Consider the following 19,377-nt stretch of genomic DNA (forward strand, 5'->3'; position numbering starts at 1 on the left):
GCGGAGCCGCATATCGATACAGCCCCGCGCCCCTGAAGGGGCGCTTCACGCGGCCTGTGTTGTTGGGTGGGGGTCCGCCCTGTGCATCGAGGCCTTTGCACCCAGGTCCGTCAGGATCGCCTGCGATGCCCTGTGGCCCGAGTGCAGTGCCCCTTGGACTGTGCTGGTGTCGCGGTGGTCGCCGCATACGTACAGGCCTGCCAACAGGCGTACGGGGCGGCGTAGGTCGTGGGGCGGGACCATTGCGGGGACTGCCTCGGGGGTGTGGTGGACGGCGAGGGTTTCCCAGCGGGTGGTGGGGGTGCCGTAGAGGCGGGCGAGGTGCATGCGGACGGCGGTGTCGGCGTCCGGTGGGGGTGGGCCGAGGATCGTCGAGGAGATCAGGGCGCGGCCGGCCGGGGCGCGGCTCGGGTCGACCTCGCTGGCCACCGCCGTGTGTGCCACGGGGCCACCGCGGTCGGCGTCGAGGAGGAGGGAGGCGCCGGTCTCCGGCGGCTCGTCCGTGGTGTGGTGGATCACCGTCAGCGGGTGGAAGTCGGGGACGCGCAGGCCGGGCAGCAGGTCGGCGGCCGTGCGGGCGTCGGTGGCCACCAGGACGGCCCGGCAGCGGAACTCGCCGTGCTCGGCGGTGGTCACCGAGGTCGTGGCGACCGACGTGACCCGCACGCCGGTGTGCACGGTGTCCGGCGGCAGCGTCCGCGCCAGCAGCTCCGGCAGTACCTCGGCGCCGCCCTCCGGCACACACAGCCGCCCGCTCGCGAAGGCGCGCAGTGCGAGGTCCGCGCAGCGGCTGGACGTGGTGAGTTCGGGGTCGCACAGCAGGGCGGCGAGCAGCGGCCGCAGGAAGCCGGCGATCGTGCGCGCGGGGACACCCCGGGCCGCGAGGGCCTCGCCGGCCGGGAGTTCGGGGCGGGCCAGCAGCCGCTCGACGGGCGTGGCCGCCAGCCGGGCGAGCGCGGCGGCGAGCCTGGCCTGGTCGACGGCGGTGCCGAGCGGGGCGCCGGTCCGGGGCCGCGGGACGGCCGTCTGGTTCCGGGAGTGCACGGACGTCGGCAAGGGGGCGCTCGCCAGGGCGCGCACGGCGTGTAGTGCGCCCCTTGCGCCCCCTCCATTCGCCGGGGCGCCCGCGCGGTGGCGCCGTCCGCCGCTGTGCAGCAGAACACCCGGTGCGAACGGGCGCAGCACGAGTGCGTCGAGCCCGGGGGTGATGCCCAGTTCGGGATACGAGGTGGACAGCAGCTGTCCGATGCGGTCGAGCCGGAAACCGTCGACCTTCTCGGTCGACATACGGCCGCCGACGTAAGGGGCGGCCTCCAGGACCGCGGTCGTTACTCCTGCGCTGGTCAGCCGATGAGCCGCCGAGAGTCCGGCGACCCCGGCTCCCACGATGACGACGTCCGCCTGGTACGCGGGCTCAAGCACGTGCCCCTCCTCGAGGTTGCGCGGCCGGTGGAGACGTCATGCCCCCAACAGGCTCTGGGAATACCCGAGTTCGGGTCGAGGTTAGGGCGGTGATCGGTCAAAAAAAGTCGCGCATCGACAGAGCACGGTCGCACGACGGTCGCATGCAACCATTCGGTGACCGGAGGATTCACAGTGCGGCGCGGATCGCTCCCTCGATGTCCGGGAACGCGAACGTGAAGCCCGATTCCAGCAGACGGGTCGGCAGCACCCGTGCGCTGCCCAGCACATCCCCGGCCATCTCGCCGAGCACGGTCCGCAGCACGGGCGCGGGCACCGCGAAGAGGGTCGGCCGGTGCAGCACACGGCCCATCGCCGCGGTGATCTCACGGTTCGTCAGCGGCTGCGGGGCGGTCACGTTGAACGGCCCGGACAGCCCGTCGGTGTCGATGAGATGGCGGATCGCGGCCACCTCGTCGTGCAGCGAGACGAACGACCAGTACTGCCGTCCGTCGCCCATCCGCCCGCCGAGCCCCGCCTTGAAGAGCGGGAAGAGCTTTCCCCAGGCCCCGCCCTTGGGGGCCACGACAAGTCCCGTGCGCGTGAACACCGTTCGTACGCCGGCCTTCTGCGCGGCCGCCGCGGAGCCCTCCCACTCCACGCACAGCTCGGGCAGGAAACCGGCACCGTGCGGTGAGCGCTCGTCGACCGTACGGTCGCCCGTCTCGCCGTAGAAGCCGATCGCGCTGCCGTTCACGAAGACCCGTGGCGGGGTGTCCAGGGAGGCGATGGCCTCCGCCAGTGCCGAGGTGCCGAGGATCCGGCTGCTACGGATCCTCGACTTGTACGCGTCCGTCCAGCGCCGGCTGCCGACCCCGGCGCCCGCGAGGTTGACCACGGCATCACACCCGGCGAGCCCGGCCGTGTCCACCTGCCGTGCCTCGGGGTCCCAGCGGAGCTCGTCCGCCGCCCTGGGCGCGTGACGCACCAGGCGTAGCACCTCGTGCCCGTCCGCGGTCAGGGACCGCACCAGGGCACTGCCGATCAGACCGGACGCGCCGGCCACTGCGATTCGCGAGCGTTCCATGACCCCCAGCATGACCGTTGGCGGGCGATAAGTCCCCGACGGGTCCGTCGTCGAAGTCGGATCGGAGTGCCGTCTAGGGTGGCCGCCATGTCTGTCCCGTACATACGCCACGCCACCCTCGACGACGAAGAGCCGCTCGGCCGCCTCGACCGGGTCACCTGGTCGACGGTGCACTCGGTCCAGCCGCGCCCCCAGCCGCCGTACGAGCCCTTCTACAACGAGCGGTTCGGGCCGCGCGACCATCTCGTCGCCGAGCTCGACGGGGCCGTCGTCGGCTACATCCGGCTGGGATTCCCGACACCCCTCGCGTGCAACACCCACGTACGCCAGATCCAGGGTCTCGCCGTCGCCGAGGAGGCGCGCGGTGCGGGGGTCGCGCGGGCGCTGCTGCGGGCCGTGCAGGACGAGGCACGGCGGCAGGGGGCACGCCGGATCACCCTGCGCGTCCTGGGCCACAACACCGCGGCCCGCAAGCTCTACGAGTCGGAGGGCTTCGCGGTGGAGGGCGTGCTGCCGGAGGAGTTCTTCCTGGCCGGTGAGTACGTCGACGACGTGTTCATGGGGCGCAGCCTGTAGCTCCGCCGGACATGCGGTTCGTTTGTCCGCGGGCCGGTGGGGGCTGGTCGCGCAGTTCCCCGCGCCCCTTACGGGGCGCGGGGCTGTATCGAATTACGGCTCCGCCGCGGGCTCCAGCAGAGCGCTACGTCGTGACCAGCTCGCCCGTGTCCACCGGGGCCGTCGCGTCCGCAGCGCGCCGGGCGTCGCCGGCGACCTCGTCGGCCGTGAGGACGTAGCCGGTCCGGGCGTCGGAGGTGGAGCGGGCGAAGACCACGCCGTACACCCGGCCGTCGGTGGTCAGCAGCGGGCCGCCGGAGTTGCCGGGGCGGACCGTCGAGCGGACCGAGTAGATCTCGCGGGTGACCGCGTCGTCGCTGTAGATGTTCTGGCCGTTCGCCTGAACGCGGTTCGCGACCGTCGCCGCCTGGAGGTCGAGGTCGCCGCCCTCGGGATAGCCCGCGACCACCGCGGCGTCACCGCGCGAGGCCTCGTCGTCGAACCGCAGGACGGGCGCGCGCAGGTCGGGGACGTACAGCACCGCCACGTCCTTGTCCGGATCGAAGAGCACGACGCGCGAGTCGTACGACTTCCCGACCCCGCCGACCCGGACGCTCGGGTCGTCGATGCCGGCCACCACGTGCGCGTTGGTCATCACATGCTCGTCGGCGTAGACGAAACCGCTGCCCTCGCGGCCCTGGGTGCCGGAGACGCCCTCGATCTTCACGGTGCTGAGCTTGGCGGCGTTGGTGGCGCTCGCGGTGACGCTGTCTCCGGTGGGTTCGGCGACCTGGGCCGTCGACTCGTTCTCGAAGGGGTTGAAGACCTGGGGGAAGCCCGCCTCGGTGAGCGCGGACGTGGCACCCGAGAACCAGGAGGGGGTGGTGTCCGGCATGACGTCCTGCACCGTCCCGAGCAGCGCTGAGTCCCGGATCGCGGTGGTGACCAGCGGGGACGAGGAGGCGCCGAGGACGCTCGCGGCCACCCACGCCACGATCAGCACGGCCACCGAGTTCGCGACGGCTCCGCCCACTCCGTCGGCCACCCGCAGCGGACCCTGGTCGAGCTCCCGCTTCAGACGCAGGGCGAAGCGTCCCGCCAGTTCATGGCCCACCACCGCGGGGACGAGCACCGTGAGCACGGCGGTCACCGTCGCCGTCGTCGTGCCCGGCGTCGCCAGGTCCATCATCCAGGGCAGGATCCACACGCCGATCACCGCGCCGCCCACGAAGCCGGCCAGGGAGACACAGCCGGCCACCAGTCCGCGCCGGTAGCCGGACGCTGCGTAGGCCAGGATCAGCAGCAACAGCAGGATGTCGAGCAGGTCCACGAGGCCGCCTTTCTCTCGGACCCCTTAATACGCGGGGGAGGGGCCCAGTGATCAGCCACGCGCGCGTGGCCTCCGGAACCAGCCACGCGTGCGTGTACCCGCAAAAACGTCCCGGACCCGGACGTTGGTTCCACCAGGTGGCACAGCGCACATCGCGGGCGGATCGGATCCGGCCGACAGTGAGGTCATGCGTGTCTTCCGAAGAGCGCCGGGTGCACGAAGACCCGGCGCCGCACGAACACCGCGCACCGCCGTCCACATACCGGCTGCCGCCCGCCCACCGCGGACCGTCCGCGTGCGGGCCGCCGCCCGGGTGCTGCTCGGCTGTCTGCCCGGGCTCGCCGCCGTGACGGCGCTGGTGCTGTGTGCGAGCGGAGTCGAGCGGAACGGCACGACGTCCGATCGGGCGCTCGCTGCCCGGCCCGCCGCCGTCCGGCACTCCGCGGCGCAGCCGCACATCGTGCCGAGGTCGGCCTGGCTGGATGCCGGCACCCGCCGCGCCCAGCCGCCGCCGCGCTACGACGCCAGGGTCAACGCCGTCTTCGTCCACCACACCGACTCGCCCAACGGCTACGACTGCGCCGACGCGCCCCGCATCATCCGCTATCTGTACGCGGGCCAGACCGGCTCCCGGCAGTGGGACGACATCGGCTACAACTTCCTCGTCGACCGCTGCGGCACGATCTACGAGGGCCGCGCGGGCGGCGTCGACCGCCCGGTCACGGGCGCGCACACCCAGGGCTTCAACCACGGCACCACCGGCATCGCCGCCCTCGGCACGTTCACGGCGGGCGTGCCGGTGCCCCAGGCCATGACCGACGCGATCGCCCGTCTCGCCGCCTGGAAGCTGGGCATGTCCGGAATCGACCCCCGTGCGAACGTGCCCCTGGTCTCCAGCAACGGCCTCAGCCGGTACGCGGCCGGCACGACGGCCAGGCTGCCCGCCCTCGCGGGCCACAAGGACGGCTTCATGACGAGCTGTCCCGGCGCCGCGCTCAGCGCCCTCCTCCCGCAGATCAGACAGACGGCGGCCCGGCTTCAGGGCCGAGGGTGAGCCCGCTGCCTCACCGCCTCGCGAGGTAGGCCTTCAGCGCCCGCTGGAGCACCTTGCCCTGGGTGCCCACCGGCCGCTCCCACTCCCCGAGGTACTCCACGGCCATGCCGCCCGCCCCCGTCTTGAACAGGAGCCGGCCGAGCAGCACGCCCTCGGTGAGGGCGGGCGTGATCGAGCGCAGGTCGTACGTCGCGGCGTTCGACGCCCACGCGTCGTACAGCATCCGCCACAACAGCGCGCTGCTGGGCCGCAGTTGGCGACCCCGGCGGCCGGAGGCGGCGTACGAGTGCCAGGACCGGGAGCCGACGTTGATCATGAGTGCGGCGGAGAGGACCTCCCCCTCGTACTCGGCGAGATAGAGCCGCAGCCGGTCGCTGTCCTCGGCGGTCAGCGCCTTCCACATGCGCTGGAAGTAGTCCAGCGGGCGGGCCTTGAAGCCGTCGTGGGCGGCGGTCGCGGTGTACAGACGGTGGAACTCGGGCAGATCGCCGCCCGTGCCCGAGACGACCCGCACGCCCGCCGACTCGGCCGTGCTCAGGGCCTGCTCCCAGTGCGGGGCGAGGGCGCCGCGCAGGTCGTCCACCGAGCGCTCCTGGAGGGGTATCAGACAGCCGAACCGCGGCTGTCCGAGGCCGAAACCGCTGCCCTCGTTCTCCTTGCACCGCCGCCAGCCGAGCTGCCGCAGCCGCTCCCCGGCGTCCAGCGCGAACCCGTCGATGTCCGCCGCGGGCAGCTCGTGCAGATGCCGTACGCCGGGATCGGCGACGCCCGCCGCGACGACCGACGGATCCCAGCACCGTACGACCACGGGCGGCCCGATCCGGACCGCGAACGCCCCCTCCCGCTCCAGGTGGGCGACGAGCGGGTCCAGCCAGCGCTCCAGACGCGGGGTCCGCCAGTCGATGTCGGGCCCGTCGGGGAGGTAGGCGAGAAAACGCCGGGTCCCGGGCAGCGGCCGGTACAGCACGAGCGCCGTGGCCGTCATCGACTCGTCCTCGAACCAGCCGATGCTCTGCGCGAGCCAGCCGGGCTTCACATCGGCCCACTCGGGGATCTGGAGATGGCTGGTGTCGGGATGCAGCCGCAAGTGGGCGAGGTGTTCCTCGCGCGTGATCTCCCGCACGTACGGGCTGGTCATGGGCAGGGTGCTCCTGTTCGGGGCGGCCACCGTAAACCGGGGACGACGGGACGGGTCAAGGGCCCACGGTTCACAGGTTCCTCGTAGTCGACTCACCGATCTCCCCGAGATCGGATTTCTATCGTCATGCACACGCACTGACTGGAGGTGGGGAAGAAATGAACAGCAGTCGCACCGAAGCCCGGCAGAGCACCCGCGGTTGGACGAGGAACTCCCGCGGTCCCTGGGCCGTGGTCTGCGCGGTGGCCACGGTCGTCCTCGGCCCGGCCGCGGTCACGGCCTCGGCCCTCGACCAGGCCAACGCGGCCCCGATGCACCACGCGGTGAAGGTGGACCAGACGCAGGCGTACATCCCGTCCGACGCGGGGCGCCGACGCACCGCCGCGTGAGGCTCAGCCCTTGAACCGGTCCCACAGCTTGGGATACCGCTCGGCCAGCGCCCGCTCGTTCTCGAAGTCGATCGGTGTGCCCTCCGGCTCCGGGGGCGCGGGCGGAATGCCGAGGTCCGGGGCGACGGCACCGGTGAGCTGCTCATAGGCCTCGTCGGCCGAGTAGCCGAGCTCCTCGCCGTCGCCGTCGAGTTCGTCGTCGAAGTCGTCGAGCAGATCGGCGAGCGAGTCGGGATCGTGCACGCCACCCTCGTACACCTCCCGGCCCTGGCCGATGAGCCAGCACCGGAAGAAGTCGAACGCGTCGTCGCTCGCGCCGTCCAGCAGCACCCAGGCGGCGCCCCACAGGTCCCAGGTGTACGCGCGGTTGTAGCGCGCCTCGAAGTGACGGGCGAAGTCCAGGACCGAGTCCGGGTCGCGCTGGAGGAGCCGCTCCACGAGCACGTCGGCCTGCTCCTCGGGGTCGCCCTCGGCCGCTTCGCCGGCCCCGTCGATCAGCTCCCAGAACTCCGTCTCGTCCATCACGGGTCAAGCATCGTGCCTGGACGGGTGGGGCGCACGTGGAGTGGGACGGATTGTTATGGGCGGTACGGCGTGATCAGTGGTACGGCAACCTGATCGTTACCGCGTCACCGGTCGTACAGCGCCGCCAGCCGCGCCGCATCCCCCGCGAACCGCGCCCGCAGGCCCTCGGGGGCCAGTACCTCGGCCTCCGGACCGAGCGCCGTCAGCTGGGTGTGGGCGACCTCCTCGGACTCCACGGGGAGGGTCACGGTCACCCGACCGCCGGAGTCCGGGGCGTCCGCGTTGCGCAGCGCCTCCCTCGCGGCGAGCGGATCGACGGTGTGCGGCAGCCTGCGCACGCCGTCCGGAGACAGCCGTACGACGACCTCGGCGCGCAGAATGGACCGCGCGAACTGCTCGGCCCGCTCCTCCCAGAAGGCGGGCAGATCGAACTCCTCGTCGCGGGTGAAGCGCTCGGCACCGGCCTCGACGGCCTGGAACCGGTCGATCCGGTAGACCCTGGGGGAGCCGTGCGGGGCGGCCCGCGCGCACAGGTACCAGACCCCCGCCTTCAGCACGAGCCCGTACGGCTCCAGCTCCCGCTCCACCTCACCGGCGCCCTTGCGGTAGCGGGCGGTGATCCGCCGGTCGTCCCACACGGCGTCCGCGACGACCGGCAGCAGCTCGGGCGTCCTGGGCTCCTTGAACCAGTTCGGCGCATCCAGATGGAACCGCTGCGAGGCCGTGCGGGACGCGTCGCTCAGGGAGGGCAGCAGCGCCGCCGACACCTTCAGCCGGGCCGCGGAGGCCGCGTCCTGAAGCCCCATCTCCCTGAGCGCACCGGGCACGCCGGACAGGAACAGCGCCTCCGCCTCGCTGCGGTGCAGTCCCGTCAGCCGGGTGCGGTACCCGCCGATCAGCCGGTATCCGCCGGCCCGCCCGCGGTCCGCGTACACCGGAACCCCCGCCTCCGACAACGCCTGCGCATCGCGCGTGACGGTGCGCTCGGACACCTCCAGCTCCGTCGCCAGCTCGGCGGCGGTCATGGAGGGCCGGGACTGGAGCAGCAGCACCATTTTGATGAGACGGGCAGCGCGCATACGGCCCATGATGCAACGAGGCCCCCGCCATGGCGGGGGCCTCATCACACAACCACTACAGGCCGTAGCGCTCGCGCGCCTCCTTCACGGCCGTCGCCTTGACCTCACCGCGACGCGCCAGCTGGGCCAGCGCGGCCACGACGATCGACTCGGCGTCGACCCCGAAGTGACGGCGGGCGGCGTCCCGGGTGTCGGAGAGCCCGAAGCCGTCGGCGCCCAGCGAGGAGTAGTCCTGCTCGACCCACTGCGCGATCTGGTCCGGCACCTGGCGCATGTAGTCGGAGACCGCGAGGACAGGGCCCTCGGCGCCGTGCAGCGCCTGACGGACGTACGGCACCCGCTCCTCGCCCTGCAACAGCGCCGCGTCCGCCTCCAGCGCGTCCCGCCGCAGCTCGCTCCACGACGTCGCCGACCACACATCGGCGGCGACACCCCACTCCTCGGCGAGCAGTTGCTGCGCCCGAAGCGTCCAGTGGATCGCCGTGCCGGAACCCAGCAGCTGGATGCGCGGCGCATTCGCGGCCGGCGAAAGCCCCGCCGACTCCGCCGTGTTGAAGCGGTAGAGGCCCTTGACGATGCCCTCGTCGATGCCGAGGCCGGACGGCTTCGCGGGCTGCGGCATCGGCTCGTTGTAGACGGTGAGGTAGTAGAAGACGTTCTGGTCCTCACCCGGGGCGGCCTCGCCGTACATCCGGCGCAGACCGTCCTTGACGACGACCGCGATCTCGTACGCGAACGCCGGGTCGTACGTCATCGCCGCCGGGTTCGTCGCCGCGATCACCGGCGAGTGGCCGTCCGCGTGCTGGAGACCCTCGCCCGTCAGCGTCGTACGACCGGCCGTCGCACCGACCAGGAAGCCGCGGCCCAGCTGGTCGCCGAGCTGCCACATCTGGTCGGCCGTACGCTGCCAGCCGAACATCGAGTAGAAGATGTAGAACGGGATCATCGTCTCGCCGTGCGTCGCGTACGACGTGGACGCGGCGATGAAGTCGGCCATCGAACCGGCCTCGGTGATCCCCTCGTTGAGGATCTGGCCGTTCTCGGCCTCCTTGTAGTACATCAGCTGGTCGCGGTCGACCGGCTCGTACGTCTGGCCCTTGGGGGAGTAGATCCCGAGCGACGGGAACAGCGACTCCATGCCGAAGGTGCGCGCCTCGTCGGGGACGATCGGCACCCAGCGCTTGCCCGACTCCTTGTCGCGGACCAGGTCCTTGACCAGACGGACGAAGGCCATGGTCGTGGCGACGTTCTGCGAGCCGGAGCCCTTGTCGAAGGAGGCGAAGGCCTTCTCGGCGGGCGCGGGCAGCGGGGCGACGGCGTGCGTACGACGGGCCGGGGCCGGACCGCCGAGGGCGGCGCGGCGCTCCTGGAGGTAGCGGACCTCGGGGGAGTCGGCGCCCGGGTGGCCGTACGGCACGACACCGTCGACGAAGTCGCTGTCCTTGATGGGCAGTTCGAGCAGATCACGCATCTGCTTGAACTCGTCCACCGTCAGCTTCTTCATCTGGTGGTTGGCGTTCTTCGACGCGAAGCCCTGACCGAGGGTGTGGCCCTTGACCGTCTGGGCCAGGATCACGGTCGGCGCGCCCTTGTGCTCGACGGCGGCCTTGTACGCGGCGTACACCTTGCGTGCCTCGTGACCACCGCGGGAGAGGTGGAAGAGCTCCAGGATCCTGTCGTCGCTCAGCAGCTTCGCCATCTCGGCGAGCGCCGGGTCGGCGCCGAAGAAGTCCTGGCGGATATAGGCGGCGTCACGGGTCTGGTACGTCTGCACCTGCGCGTCCGGTACCTGGCGCAGCCGTCGCAGAAGCGCACCGGTGGTGTCGAGCCGGAACAGCTCGTCCCAGGCTGAACCCCACAGCGTCTTGATGACGTTCCAGCCGGCGCCGCGGAACTGGGCCTCCAGCTCCTGCACGATCTTGAAGTTGGCGCGGACCGGGCCGTCGAGGCGCTGGAGGTTGCAGTTGATGACGAAGGTGAGGTTGTCCAGCTCCTCGCGGGCGGCGAGCGCGAGGGCCGCCGTCGACTCCGGCTCGTCCATCTCGCCGTCGCCGAGGAAGGCCCAGACGTGGGACGCGGAGACGTCCTTGATGGAGCGGTTGGTGAGGTAGCGGTTGAAGCGCGCCTGGTAGATGGCGGAGAGCGGACCGAGCCCCATGGAGACGGTCGGGAACTCCCACAGCCAGGGCAGCCGGCGCGGGTGCGGGTACGACGGGAGGCCGCTGCCGCCCGCTTCCCGGCGGAAGTTGTCGAGGTGGTGCTCGCCGAGCCGGCCGTCGAGGAAGGCGCGGGCGTAGATGCCGGGGGAGGCGTGGCCCTGGATGTAGAGCTGGTCGCCCGAGCCGTCGGCCTCCTTGCCCTTGAAGAAGTGGTTGAAGCCGGTCTCGTACAGCCAGGCGGCCGAGGCGAAGGTGGCGATGTGGCCGCCGACGCCGTATTTGCTGCCCCGGGTGACCATCGCGGCCGCGTTCCAGCGGTTCCACGCGGTGATCCGGGTCTCCAGCGCCTCGTCACCCGGTACGGCGGGCTCGGCGGCGGTGGGGATGGTGTTGACGTAGTCGGTCTCGAGGAGCTTGGGCAGCGCGATGCCGTTGCCCTCCGCGCGCTCCAGCGTGCGGCGCATCAGATATGCGGCACGGTGCGGGCCGGCAGCCTTGGTGACGGCGTCCAGGGAGGCCTGCCATTCGGCGGTCTCCTCCGGGTCGCGGTCCGGGAGCTGGTCGAGCTCGCTCGGCTGGATGGCGTTGGGGTCGGTCATGTCGCCGCCTTCCTCAGTCGAAGGGGGTTCCCTCATCGGTAAGGGTTCGGGGGTGCCCTTTGTCTTTGGCAGGACAGGGCGGGTGGGGCCTCGGTGGAAGCCCAGGCGACTCTAACTCCCTGATCGATGATCGATCAAAGGGTTGACGAGCAAAACCTCTTGATCACGAGAAAGTCGGCACGGGGTGCCTCGGGTGATGGCACGGGGTGACGCCTTGGGTAGAGGTTTTCGCAGGTCGGAAAGCGTTTGAGCGCGGACCTGCTCCGGTGTTCGGGCGCCTCAGGCACGCGGTGCGCAGCCCAGCACATGGGCCTTCACGATCTCGGCGATCCGCGGGTCGCGGCGGCGGAACGCCTGGACCAGTTCCTCGTGCTCCTCGGCGTACGACTGCTGCACCGTCCCCAGCCACCGGATCGACAGCGCCGTGAACACCTCGATGCCGAGCCCCTCCCAGGTGTGCAGCAGCACCGAGTTCCCGGCCGCCCGCACCAGCTCCCGGTGGAAGCCCACCGTGTGCCGTACCTGCGCCGTGCCGTCCGACTCGCGGTCGGCGTCGTACAGCGCGGCGACATGCGGCTCCAGGGCCGAGCAGTCCTCCGCCAGCCTCTCCGCCGCCAGCTCCGCAGCGATCGCCTCCAGACCGGCCCGGACCGGGTAGCTCTCCTCCAGGTCGGCGGCGGTCAGATTCCGCACCCGTACGCCCTTGTTGGGCGCCGACTCGATCAGCCGCAGCGACTCCAGCTCACGCAGCGCCTCGCGTACCGGTGTCTGGCTGACCTCCAGCTCGGTCGCGATCCGCCGCTCCACGATCCGCTCGCCCGGCTTCCAGCGCCCGCTCACGATCCCCTCCACGATGTGCTCGCGGATCTGTTCGCGCAGCGAGTGGATGACGGGGGCGGTCATGAGGGCTCCTTAAGGGCGTTGACGCTTAGACAATAAGGCCGGGACGCTCCGCAAGGGTGGCGCACGGGGGCGCTTTTGTGCAGGTGAGACGAGACTTACACGTTGGCTTCGGGGCCTGATAGCTCGGTTCCGTCCGATGCAGGGCGGCTGCGGGTTGTCGGTGGCTTGTCGCGCAGTTCCCCGCGCCCCTAAGGGCGATGCCCTCGCCCAGGGATTCCGGGCGAGGGCATCGATGCGTGCGTCTGAGGGTGTTACAGGCCGAGCTCGACCTCGAACTCGCCCGCCTCCAGGATCGCCTTGACCGCCGTCAGGTAACGGGCCGCGTCGGCGCCGTCCACCAGACGGTGGTCGTAGGAGAGGGTCAGGTAGGTCATGTCACGGACGCCGATGACCGTGCCGTCCTCCGTCTCGATCACGGCGGGGCGCTTGACCGTGGCGCCGATGCCGAGGATCGCGACCTGGCCCGGCGGCACGATGATCGTGTCGAACAGCGCACCGCGGGAACCGGTGTTGGAGATGGTGAAGGTCGCGCCGGACAGCTCGTCGGGCGTGATCTTGTTGGCGCGGACCTTGCCCGCCAGGTCGGCCGTGGCCTTGGCGATACCGGCGATGTTGAGGTCACCGGCGTTCTTGATGACCGGGGTCATCAGGCCCTTCTCGGAGTCCACCGCGATACCGATGTTCTCGGAGTCGAAGTAGGTGATGGTCCCCTCGGCCTCGTTGATCTTGGCGTTGATGGGCGCGTGCGCCTTCAGCGCCTGGGCCGCGGCCTTGACGAAGAACGGCATCGGGGAGAGCTTGACGCCCTCCCGCGCGGCGAACGAGTCCTTGGCCCGGGCGCGCAGCCGCATCAGGCGGGTCACGTCGACCTCGACGACCGAGGACAACTGCGCCTGCTCGTGCAGCGCCTTGACCATGTTGTCGCCGATGACCTTGCGGATGCGCGGCATCTTGACGGTCTGGCCACGGAGGGGGGAGACCTCCAGCGCCGGCGCCTTCTTCGCAGCCGACGGAGCCGCGGCGGCGGGCGCAGGGGCAGCGGCGGCGGCCTTCGCGGCCTCGGCGGCGGCGATGACGTCCTGCTTGCGGATACGGCCGCCGACGCCGGTGCCCTTGACGGTGGCCAGGTCGACGCCGTTCTCGGCGGCGAGCTTGCGCACCAGCGGGGTGACGTAGGCACCCTCGTCGGAGGCCTGCGCGGCGGGAGCCGGAGCGGCCGGAGCCGGGGTGACCGGGGCCGGAGCGGCCGGCGCGGGCGCCGGGGCGGCGGGCTGGACCGGAGCCGGGGCGGCAGCGGCGGGCGCGGCCGGAGCGGCGGGGGCAGCCGGAGCCGCGGGGGCGGCCGGGGCAGCGGGAGCCGGAGCGGCGGGGGCCGGGGCAGCCGCCGGAGCGGCACCCGCGACGCCGATGACGGCCAGCTTGGCGCCGACCTCGGCGGTCTCGTCCTCGCCGACCACGATCTCCAGCAGCGTGCCGGAGGTGGGCGCCGGGATCTCGGTGTCGACCTTGTCCGTCGACACCTCCAGCAGCGGCTCGTCGGCCTCGACGCTGTCGCCGACCGACTTCAGCCAGCGGGTGACGGTGCCCTCGGTGACGGACTCGCCGAGCGCGGGCAGGACCACGTCCGTGCCCTCGGCGGAACCGCCGCCGGCCGGAGCGGCAGGGGCGGCCGGGGCCTCGGGGGCGGCAGGGGCGGCCGGAGCCTCGGCCACGGGGGCCGGAGCAGCGGGCGCGGGGGCCGGCTCCGCGGCCGGGGCCGGGGCGGCAGCGGGGGCGCCCGTGCCGTCGTCGATCACGGCCAGCTCGGCGCCGACCTCGACCGTCTCGTCCTCGGCGACCTTGATGGACGCCAGGACACCGGCGGCGGGGGAGGGGATCTCGGTGTCGACCTTGTCGGTGGAGACCTCGAGCAGCGGCTCGTCGGCCTCGACGCGTTCGCCCTCGGCCTTCAGCCAGCGAGTGACAGTGCCCTCGGTGACGCTCTCGCCGAGCGCCGGAAGGGTTACGGAAACCGCCATGGTTTCGGTTGCTCCTTACGAATTGCGGAAGTCTGTGTCGTCGCGTTCGTCGACCGAGGGTCAGTCGTGCGAGTGCAGCGGCTTGCCGGCCAGGGCCAGGTGGGCCTCGCCGAGCGCCTCGTTCTGCGTCGGGTGGGCGTGGATCAGCTGGGCGACCTCGGCGGGCAGCGCCTCCCAGTTGTAGATCAGCTGGGCCTCGCCGACCTGCTCGCCCATGCGGTCGCCGACCATGTGGACGCCGACCACGGCGCCGTCCTTGACCTGGACGAGCTTGATCTCGCCCGCGGTGTTCAGGATCTTGCTCTTGCCGTTGCCCGCAAGGTTGTACTTCAGAGCGACGACCTTGTCCGCGCCGTAGATCTCCTTGGCCTTGGCCTCGGTGATGCCCACGGAGGCGACCTCGGGGTGGCAGTACGTCACCCGGGGCACGCCGTCGTAGTCGATCGGAACGGTCTTCAGACCGGCCAGGCGCTCCGCCACCAGGATGCCCTCGGCGAAGCCGACGTGCGCGAGCTGGAGCGTCGGGACGAGGTCGCCGACGGCGGAGATGGTCGGAACGTTGGTGCGCATGTACTCGTCGACCAGGACATAGCCGCGGTCCATGGCGACGCCCTGCTCCTCGTAGCCGAGACCGGCGGAGACGGGGCCGCGGCCGACGGCGACGAGCAGGACCTCGGCCTCGAACTCCTTGCCGTCGGCGAGGGTGACCTTGACGCCGTTCGCGGTGTACTCGGCCTTCGAGAAGAAGGTGCCCAGGTTGAACTTGATGCCGCGCTTGCGGAACGCGCGCTCAAGAAGCTTGGAGGAGTTCTCGTCCTCGACCGGGACGAGGTGCTTGAGGCCCTCGATGACGGTGACGTCGGAACCGAAGGACTTCCAGGCGGAGGCGAACTCGACGCCGATGACACCGCCGCCCAGGATGATCGCGGACTGCGGCACACGGTCCAGGACCAGGGCGTGGTCCGAGGAGATGATGCGGTTGCCGTCGATCTCCAGGCCCGGCAGCGACTTCGGCACGGAGCCGGTCGCCAGCAGGACGTGGCGGCCCTGGACGCGCCGGCCGTTCACGTCGACGGAGGTGGGGGAGGACAGCCGGCCCTCACCCTCGATGTACGTCACCTTCCGGGAGGCGACGAGACCCTGGAGTCCCTTGTACAGGCCGGAGATCACGCCGTCCTTGTACTTGTGGACCCCGGCGATGTCGATGCCCTCGAAGGTGGCCTTCACACCGAACTGCTCGCTCTCGCGGGCCTGGTCGGCGATCTCGCCCGCGTGCAGCAGGGCCTTGGTGGGAATGCAACCTCGGTGCAGGCAGGTGCCGCCGACCTTGTCCTTCTCGATCAGGGCGACGTCCAGGCCCAGCTGCGCCCCGCGCAGGGCCGCGGCGTAACCACCGCTACCACCGCCGAGGATCACTAGGTCGAAAACGGTGCTGGCGTCGTTCGCCACGTCACGTCCTCCATGCATGTGCGCCACGCCGGTCTCCAGTGACCGGTCGGCGGCTGGTGTCCGGCCGCTCTGTTTCGGCCCTTCGGTGGGGGCCCTGTCCTGCCAGGCCCCATCTTCGCACTTGTCGGCACTGGACGAGACGCGGGGCCGGGGTGTGAGACGCCACACGCTTGGAGCGGACGGCGAGGTGACCCACTCAGGGGCGCGGGGAACTGCGCGACCAGCCACACACGGCCCGCACCCGCCGCACGACGGATGGAACCGAGCCACCAGGCGCGAAAGTGCCCCGCACCCCGAAGAGAGACGTCAGCCCAGATCTCCCGCAGCGGTCAACTCGGCGAGCCGCACGAGCGTCCGCACCGCCGACCCCGTCCCGCCCTTGGGCGTGTACCCGAAGGGCCCCTGCTCATTGAAGGCCGGCCCCGCGATGTCGATGTGCGCCCAGGTGATGCCCTCACCGACGAACTCACGCAGGAACAGTCCGGCGACCAGCCCACCGCCCATCCGCTCACCCATGTTCGCGATGTCCGCGGTGGGAGAGTCCATCCCCTTGCGCAGGTGCTCCGGCAACGGCATCGGCCAGGACGCCTCCCCGACCTCCTCCGCCGCCTCGACGATCGCCGTACGGAACGCCTCGTCGTTGGCCATCACACCGAACGTCCGGTTGCCCAGCGCCAGCACCATCGCCCCGGTCAGCGTCGCCACGTCCACGATCGCGTCCGGGTTCTCCTCCGACGCCGCCCACAGCGCGTCCGCGAGCACCAGCCGCCCCTCGGCGTCGGTGTTGAGCACCTCCACGGTCTTGCCGCTGTACATGCGCAGCACGTCACCCGGCCGGGTCGCGGTGCCGGACGGCATGTTCTCGGCCAGCGCCAGCCAGCCGGTGACGTTGACCTCGAGCCCGATGCGCGCGGCGGCGACGACGGCGCCGAAGACGGCGGCCGCACCGCTCATGTCGCACTTCATCGTCTCGTTGTGGCCGGCCGGCTTCAGCGAGATGCCGCCCGAGTCATAGGTGATGCCCTTGCCGACGAAGGCGAGGTGCTTCTTCGCCTTGGAGTGCGTGTACGACAGCTTGACCAGCCGGGGACCGGAGGCCGAACCCACGCCGACGCCCAGGATGCCGCCGTAGCCGCCCTTCTCCAGGGCCTTCACGTCGAGCACCTGCACCTTGATGCCGTGCTCCTTGGCCGCGGCCTGGGTGACGGCGGCGAAGGACTCGGGGTTGAGGTCGTTCGGCGGGGTGTTGATCAGGTCGCGGGCGCGGTTCAGCTCCTCGGAGACGGCGGTGGCGCGCTCCAGGGCCGCCTTGTACGCCTTGTCGCGGGGCTTGCCGCCGAGCAGGGCGACCTCGGCGAGCGGCGCCTTGCCGTTCTTCGCCGCGCCCTTCGCGTCGACGGTCCCCTTGTACACGTCGAAGGAGTACGCGCCCAGCAGCGCGCCCTCCGCGACGGCACCGGTGTCGGCGGCGTCCGCGAGCGGCAGGGCGAAGGCGGCCTTCTTGGTACCGGCGAGGGCGCGGGCGGCCGTACCGGCGGCCTTGCGCAGCGCTTCGGCGGTGAACTGGCCGTCCTTCTCCGGCTCGGCGCCCAGGCCGACCGCCACCACGAGCGGTGCCTTGAAGCCCGACGGCGCGGGGAGCTTCGTCACCTCGCCCTCGGCACCCGAGGCACCGAGGGTCTCCAGGACGCCGGCGAGCCTGCCGTCGTACGCCTTGTCCACGGCCTCGGCGCCCGGTGCGACGACCAGGTCCCCGGACCGGGATCCAGTGCCCTTGGCGACACCGATCACGATCGCGTCGGCCCGCAGGCCGGGCGCCGCGGCGGTGCTGAGAGTGAGAGCAGTCACGGTGGTGATATCTCGCTTCCGATGTGAAGTTGCTGTGGCCGATGGGGGTGGGTCGACCGGGCCCGTCGGCCGACCCCTGGCGTGGCCTGGGGGTCGGACTCATCCGGGGCCTTCACCCTGTCGGCGAACACCCGGGGACGAGCCTACGCGCGTATGTGCGTTCGCTCTGCCTGCGGGCGTTCACCTGTCGGTGGGCGTCCCGGTGACTTCCGGATGCTCACCATGTGCGAGGCGCGCCGCCGTACGCGTCGGCGCGGTTCGGCCGGGGCGCGCCGGGCGTGCCGAGTCCGAGGCCCGCGACCGCCGTGCCGGCCATGCGGTCGGCGAGGGAGCGGCGGCCGGGGGCGAGGACGGGCAGGGCGTTGCAGAGGAAGACGGCGACGGCGAGGGTCCACACCAGCACGGAGAGCACGAACTCGCCCTCGATCAGCAGGACGCAGGCGAGGGCGTAGACGACGACGTCCGCCGTGGTGGTGACCGCGGCCCGCAGCGCCGCCCGGCGCCCCGCGCGGGGGGTGACCTTCAGCCCGGTCAGGGCCTTGCCGAGGGTGCGGCCGACGAAGGTCAGCGAGGCCCACTGGTACAGGAAGGTGACCAGGATCAGCAGCCCGAAGGCCTGCTCGACATAGAGCACCGACTTGTTCCACACGGAGAGTCCCAGATGCTCCGAGGAGTCGATGACGTCGCCGCGTGAGGTCAGCAGGTCCAGGCCGCTGCGCGTGGCGAGTTCGGGCACGTCGGTGACGAGCACGGATATCCGGTGGAAGGTGAGCACGGCGAGCGCGGATGCCACCGCGACCACCAGAGCGAAGTCGATCAACCAGGCCGCGGCACGGCGAAGCTTCGGCACGGACGTCCCCCCGATGACGGTCACTTGTCGGTTTCGGCGGACGAGACTAGTGGCGGGGCGGGCGGTACCGAAGGGCTGTGCGGGATTTCGTGTCGTCCCGGTGACAGGACTCCTGTCACCCCGGTGACGGAACTCGCCTCACCCCAGCGACAGGACGACGAGCGCCGTCGTCGTCGCCGTCTCCGCGAGGCTGCCGAAGACATCGCCGGTGACCCCGCCGAAGCGGCGGACGCAGTGCCGCAGAAGAAGCTCGGAGGCGGAGAGGGCGAGGACCACGGCGGCCGCGGCCTGGACGACGCCGTACGCCCCGAAGGCCGCGCCCGCGCCGGCGGCGACCCCGGTGACCGCGAGGGCGACGAGGACCGCGCCGCGCACCGGGACGACCCCGGCGACCGCGGCCCCCAGCCCCTCCGGCCGTGCGGCGGGCACCCCGGTCCGCGCGGCCGTCGTCAGGGCCAGCCGCCCGGCGGTCGCGGAGACGAGGGCGGCGAAGGCACCCCAGGTCCAGGACTCGTCGTAGGCCTCCACCAGGGCGGCCACCTGGGCGAGGAGCACGAGCACGAGCGCGATCACACCGAACGGCCCGATGTCCGACTGCTTCATGATCCGCAGCGCGTCCTCGGCGGGCTTGCCGCTGCCGAGGCCGTCGGCGGTGTCGGCCAGTCCGTCGAGGTGGAGCCCACGGGTGAGTACGGCGGGTACGGCGACGGTGGCCACGGCGGCGAGGAGAGGACCGGCGCCGAGGACGAGCAACAGGAGGCCGAGCCCGACGGCGACTCCACCCACGACCGGCCCGGCCAGGGGGGCACACAGCATGCCGCCCCGCGCGGCCTCCCGGTCCCACCGGGTCACCTGCACGGGCAGCACGGTGAGCGTGCCGAAGGCGAAACGGAGGCCGTGCAGGGGCGGGGTCCTGGACATCCGGGAAGGCTACGACAGGCCCCGGACGCCGCATACGCAGGGCGGCCCGCCCGCAGGACGGGCAAAATTGGA

Annotated in this window: 16 protein-coding genes; 3 read left to right on the forward strand and 13 right to left on the reverse strand. The window is 71.6% G+C overall.

The features are described 5' to 3' along the window. Positions 1-45 precede the first annotated feature (45 nt). A complete protein-coding gene (locus ACIHFB_RS10040; RefSeq protein WP_400126282.1) occupies positions 46-1,422 on the reverse strand; it encodes an NAD(P)/FAD-dependent oxidoreductase in 1,377 nt (458 codons plus the stop codon). A 169-nt stretch (positions 1,423-1,591) separates the two neighbouring features. After that, positions 1,592-2,488 (reverse strand): TIGR01777 family oxidoreductase, encoded by an 897-nt coding sequence (locus ACIHFB_RS10045; protein WP_365277186.1) that lies wholly within the window; start codon positions 2,486-2,488, stop codon positions 1,592-1,594. 87 nt (positions 2,489-2,575) lie between these two features. Between ACIHFB_RS10045 and ACIHFB_RS10050 the strand changes: the two genes are divergently transcribed. Then, complete coding sequence (locus ACIHFB_RS10050; protein WP_365277189.1) at positions 2,576-3,064, forward strand: GNAT family N-acetyltransferase; 489 nt, start codon at positions 2,576-2,578, stop codon at positions 3,062-3,064. Positions 3,065-3,188: 124 nt separating this feature from the next. On the opposite strand, the gene ACIHFB_RS10055 is transcribed toward ACIHFB_RS10050, so the two are convergent. Further along, positions 3,189-4,373, reverse strand: coding sequence for a MarP family serine protease (locus tag ACIHFB_RS10055; RefSeq protein WP_365277191.1), 1,185 nt, complete (start codon positions 4,371-4,373; stop codon positions 3,189-3,191). Between the two features lie 187 nt (positions 4,374-4,560). On the opposite strand from ACIHFB_RS10055, the gene ACIHFB_RS10060 reads away from it, so the two are divergent. Next, complete coding sequence (locus tag ACIHFB_RS10060) at positions 4,561-5,427, forward strand: peptidoglycan recognition protein (protein WP_400126285.1); 867 nt, start codon at positions 4,561-4,563, stop codon at positions 5,425-5,427. 10 nt (positions 5,428-5,437) lie between these two features. Here ACIHFB_RS10060 and ACIHFB_RS10065 read toward each other — a convergent pair whose 3' ends face one another. Further along, positions 5,438-6,565, reverse strand: a complete 1,128-nt coding sequence (locus tag ACIHFB_RS10065; protein WP_400126287.1) for a lipid II:glycine glycyltransferase FemX — start codon at positions 6,563-6,565, stop codon at positions 5,438-5,440. A gap of 158 nt (positions 6,566-6,723) precedes the next feature. On the opposite strand from ACIHFB_RS10065, the gene ACIHFB_RS10070 reads away from it, so the two are divergent. Next, on the forward strand, positions 6,724-6,954 hold the full coding sequence (locus tag ACIHFB_RS10070) for a hypothetical protein (RefSeq protein WP_400126288.1): 231 nt from the start codon (positions 6,724-6,726) through the stop codon (positions 6,952-6,954). Positions 6,955-6,957: 3 nt separating this feature from the next. Here the strand turns inward: ACIHFB_RS10070 and ACIHFB_RS10075 are convergent, their stop codons facing one another. The 9 genes from ACIHFB_RS10075 to ACIHFB_RS10115 form a co-directional block, all read right to left on the reverse strand. Further along, positions 6,958-7,476, reverse strand: coding sequence for a DUF4240 domain-containing protein (locus ACIHFB_RS10075; RefSeq protein WP_365278260.1), 519 nt, complete (start codon positions 7,474-7,476; stop codon positions 6,958-6,960). 107 nt (positions 7,477-7,583) lie between these two features. Continuing rightward, positions 7,584-8,558, reverse strand: a complete 975-nt coding sequence (locus ACIHFB_RS10080; protein ID WP_400126289.1) for a helix-turn-helix transcriptional regulator — start codon at positions 8,556-8,558, stop codon at positions 7,584-7,586. A 55-nt stretch (positions 8,559-8,613) separates the two neighbouring features. Beyond that, a complete protein-coding gene (gene aceE, locus ACIHFB_RS10085; RefSeq protein WP_400126292.1) occupies positions 8,614-11,316 on the reverse strand; it encodes a pyruvate dehydrogenase (acetyl-transferring), homodimeric type in 2,703 nt (900 codons plus the stop codon). Between the two features lie 279 nt (positions 11,317-11,595). Beyond that, on the reverse strand, positions 11,596-12,219 hold the full coding sequence (locus ACIHFB_RS10090) for a GntR family transcriptional regulator (protein ID WP_365277209.1): 624 nt from the start codon (positions 12,217-12,219) through the stop codon (positions 11,596-11,598). Positions 12,220-12,470: 251 nt separating this feature from the next. Continuing rightward, complete coding sequence (sucB, locus tag ACIHFB_RS10095) at positions 12,471-14,237, reverse strand: 2-oxoglutarate dehydrogenase, E2 component, dihydrolipoamide succinyltransferase (RefSeq protein WP_400126294.1); 1,767 nt, start codon at positions 14,235-14,237, stop codon at positions 12,471-12,473. A gap of 60 nt (positions 14,238-14,297) precedes the next feature. After that, positions 14,298-15,686 carry a dihydrolipoyl dehydrogenase gene (gene lpdA / locus ACIHFB_RS10100; protein WP_400126296.1) on the reverse strand — a complete coding sequence of 463 codons (1,389 nt, stop codon included), beginning with the start codon at positions 15,684-15,686 and terminating at the stop codon, positions 14,298-14,300. A gap of 306 nt (positions 15,687-15,992) precedes the next feature. Beyond that, a complete protein-coding gene (locus ACIHFB_RS10105) occupies positions 15,993-17,534 on the reverse strand; it encodes a leucyl aminopeptidase (RefSeq protein WP_365277218.1) in 1,542 nt (513 codons plus the stop codon). Positions 17,535-17,751: 217 nt separating this feature from the next. Beyond that, positions 17,752-18,384, reverse strand: a complete 633-nt coding sequence (locus ACIHFB_RS10110) for an RDD family protein (RefSeq protein WP_400126298.1) — start codon at positions 18,382-18,384, stop codon at positions 17,752-17,754. A gap of 138 nt (positions 18,385-18,522) precedes the next feature. After that, complete coding sequence (locus tag ACIHFB_RS10115) at positions 18,523-19,305, reverse strand: adenosylcobinamide-GDP ribazoletransferase (protein ID WP_365277224.1); 783 nt, start codon at positions 19,303-19,305, stop codon at positions 18,523-18,525. Between the last annotated feature and the right edge of the window lie 72 nt (positions 19,306-19,377).

Source organism: Streptomyces sp. NPDC051963, from assembly GCF_044593495.1.
GTDB lineage: Bacteria > Actinomycetota > Actinomycetes > Streptomycetales > Streptomycetaceae > Streptomyces.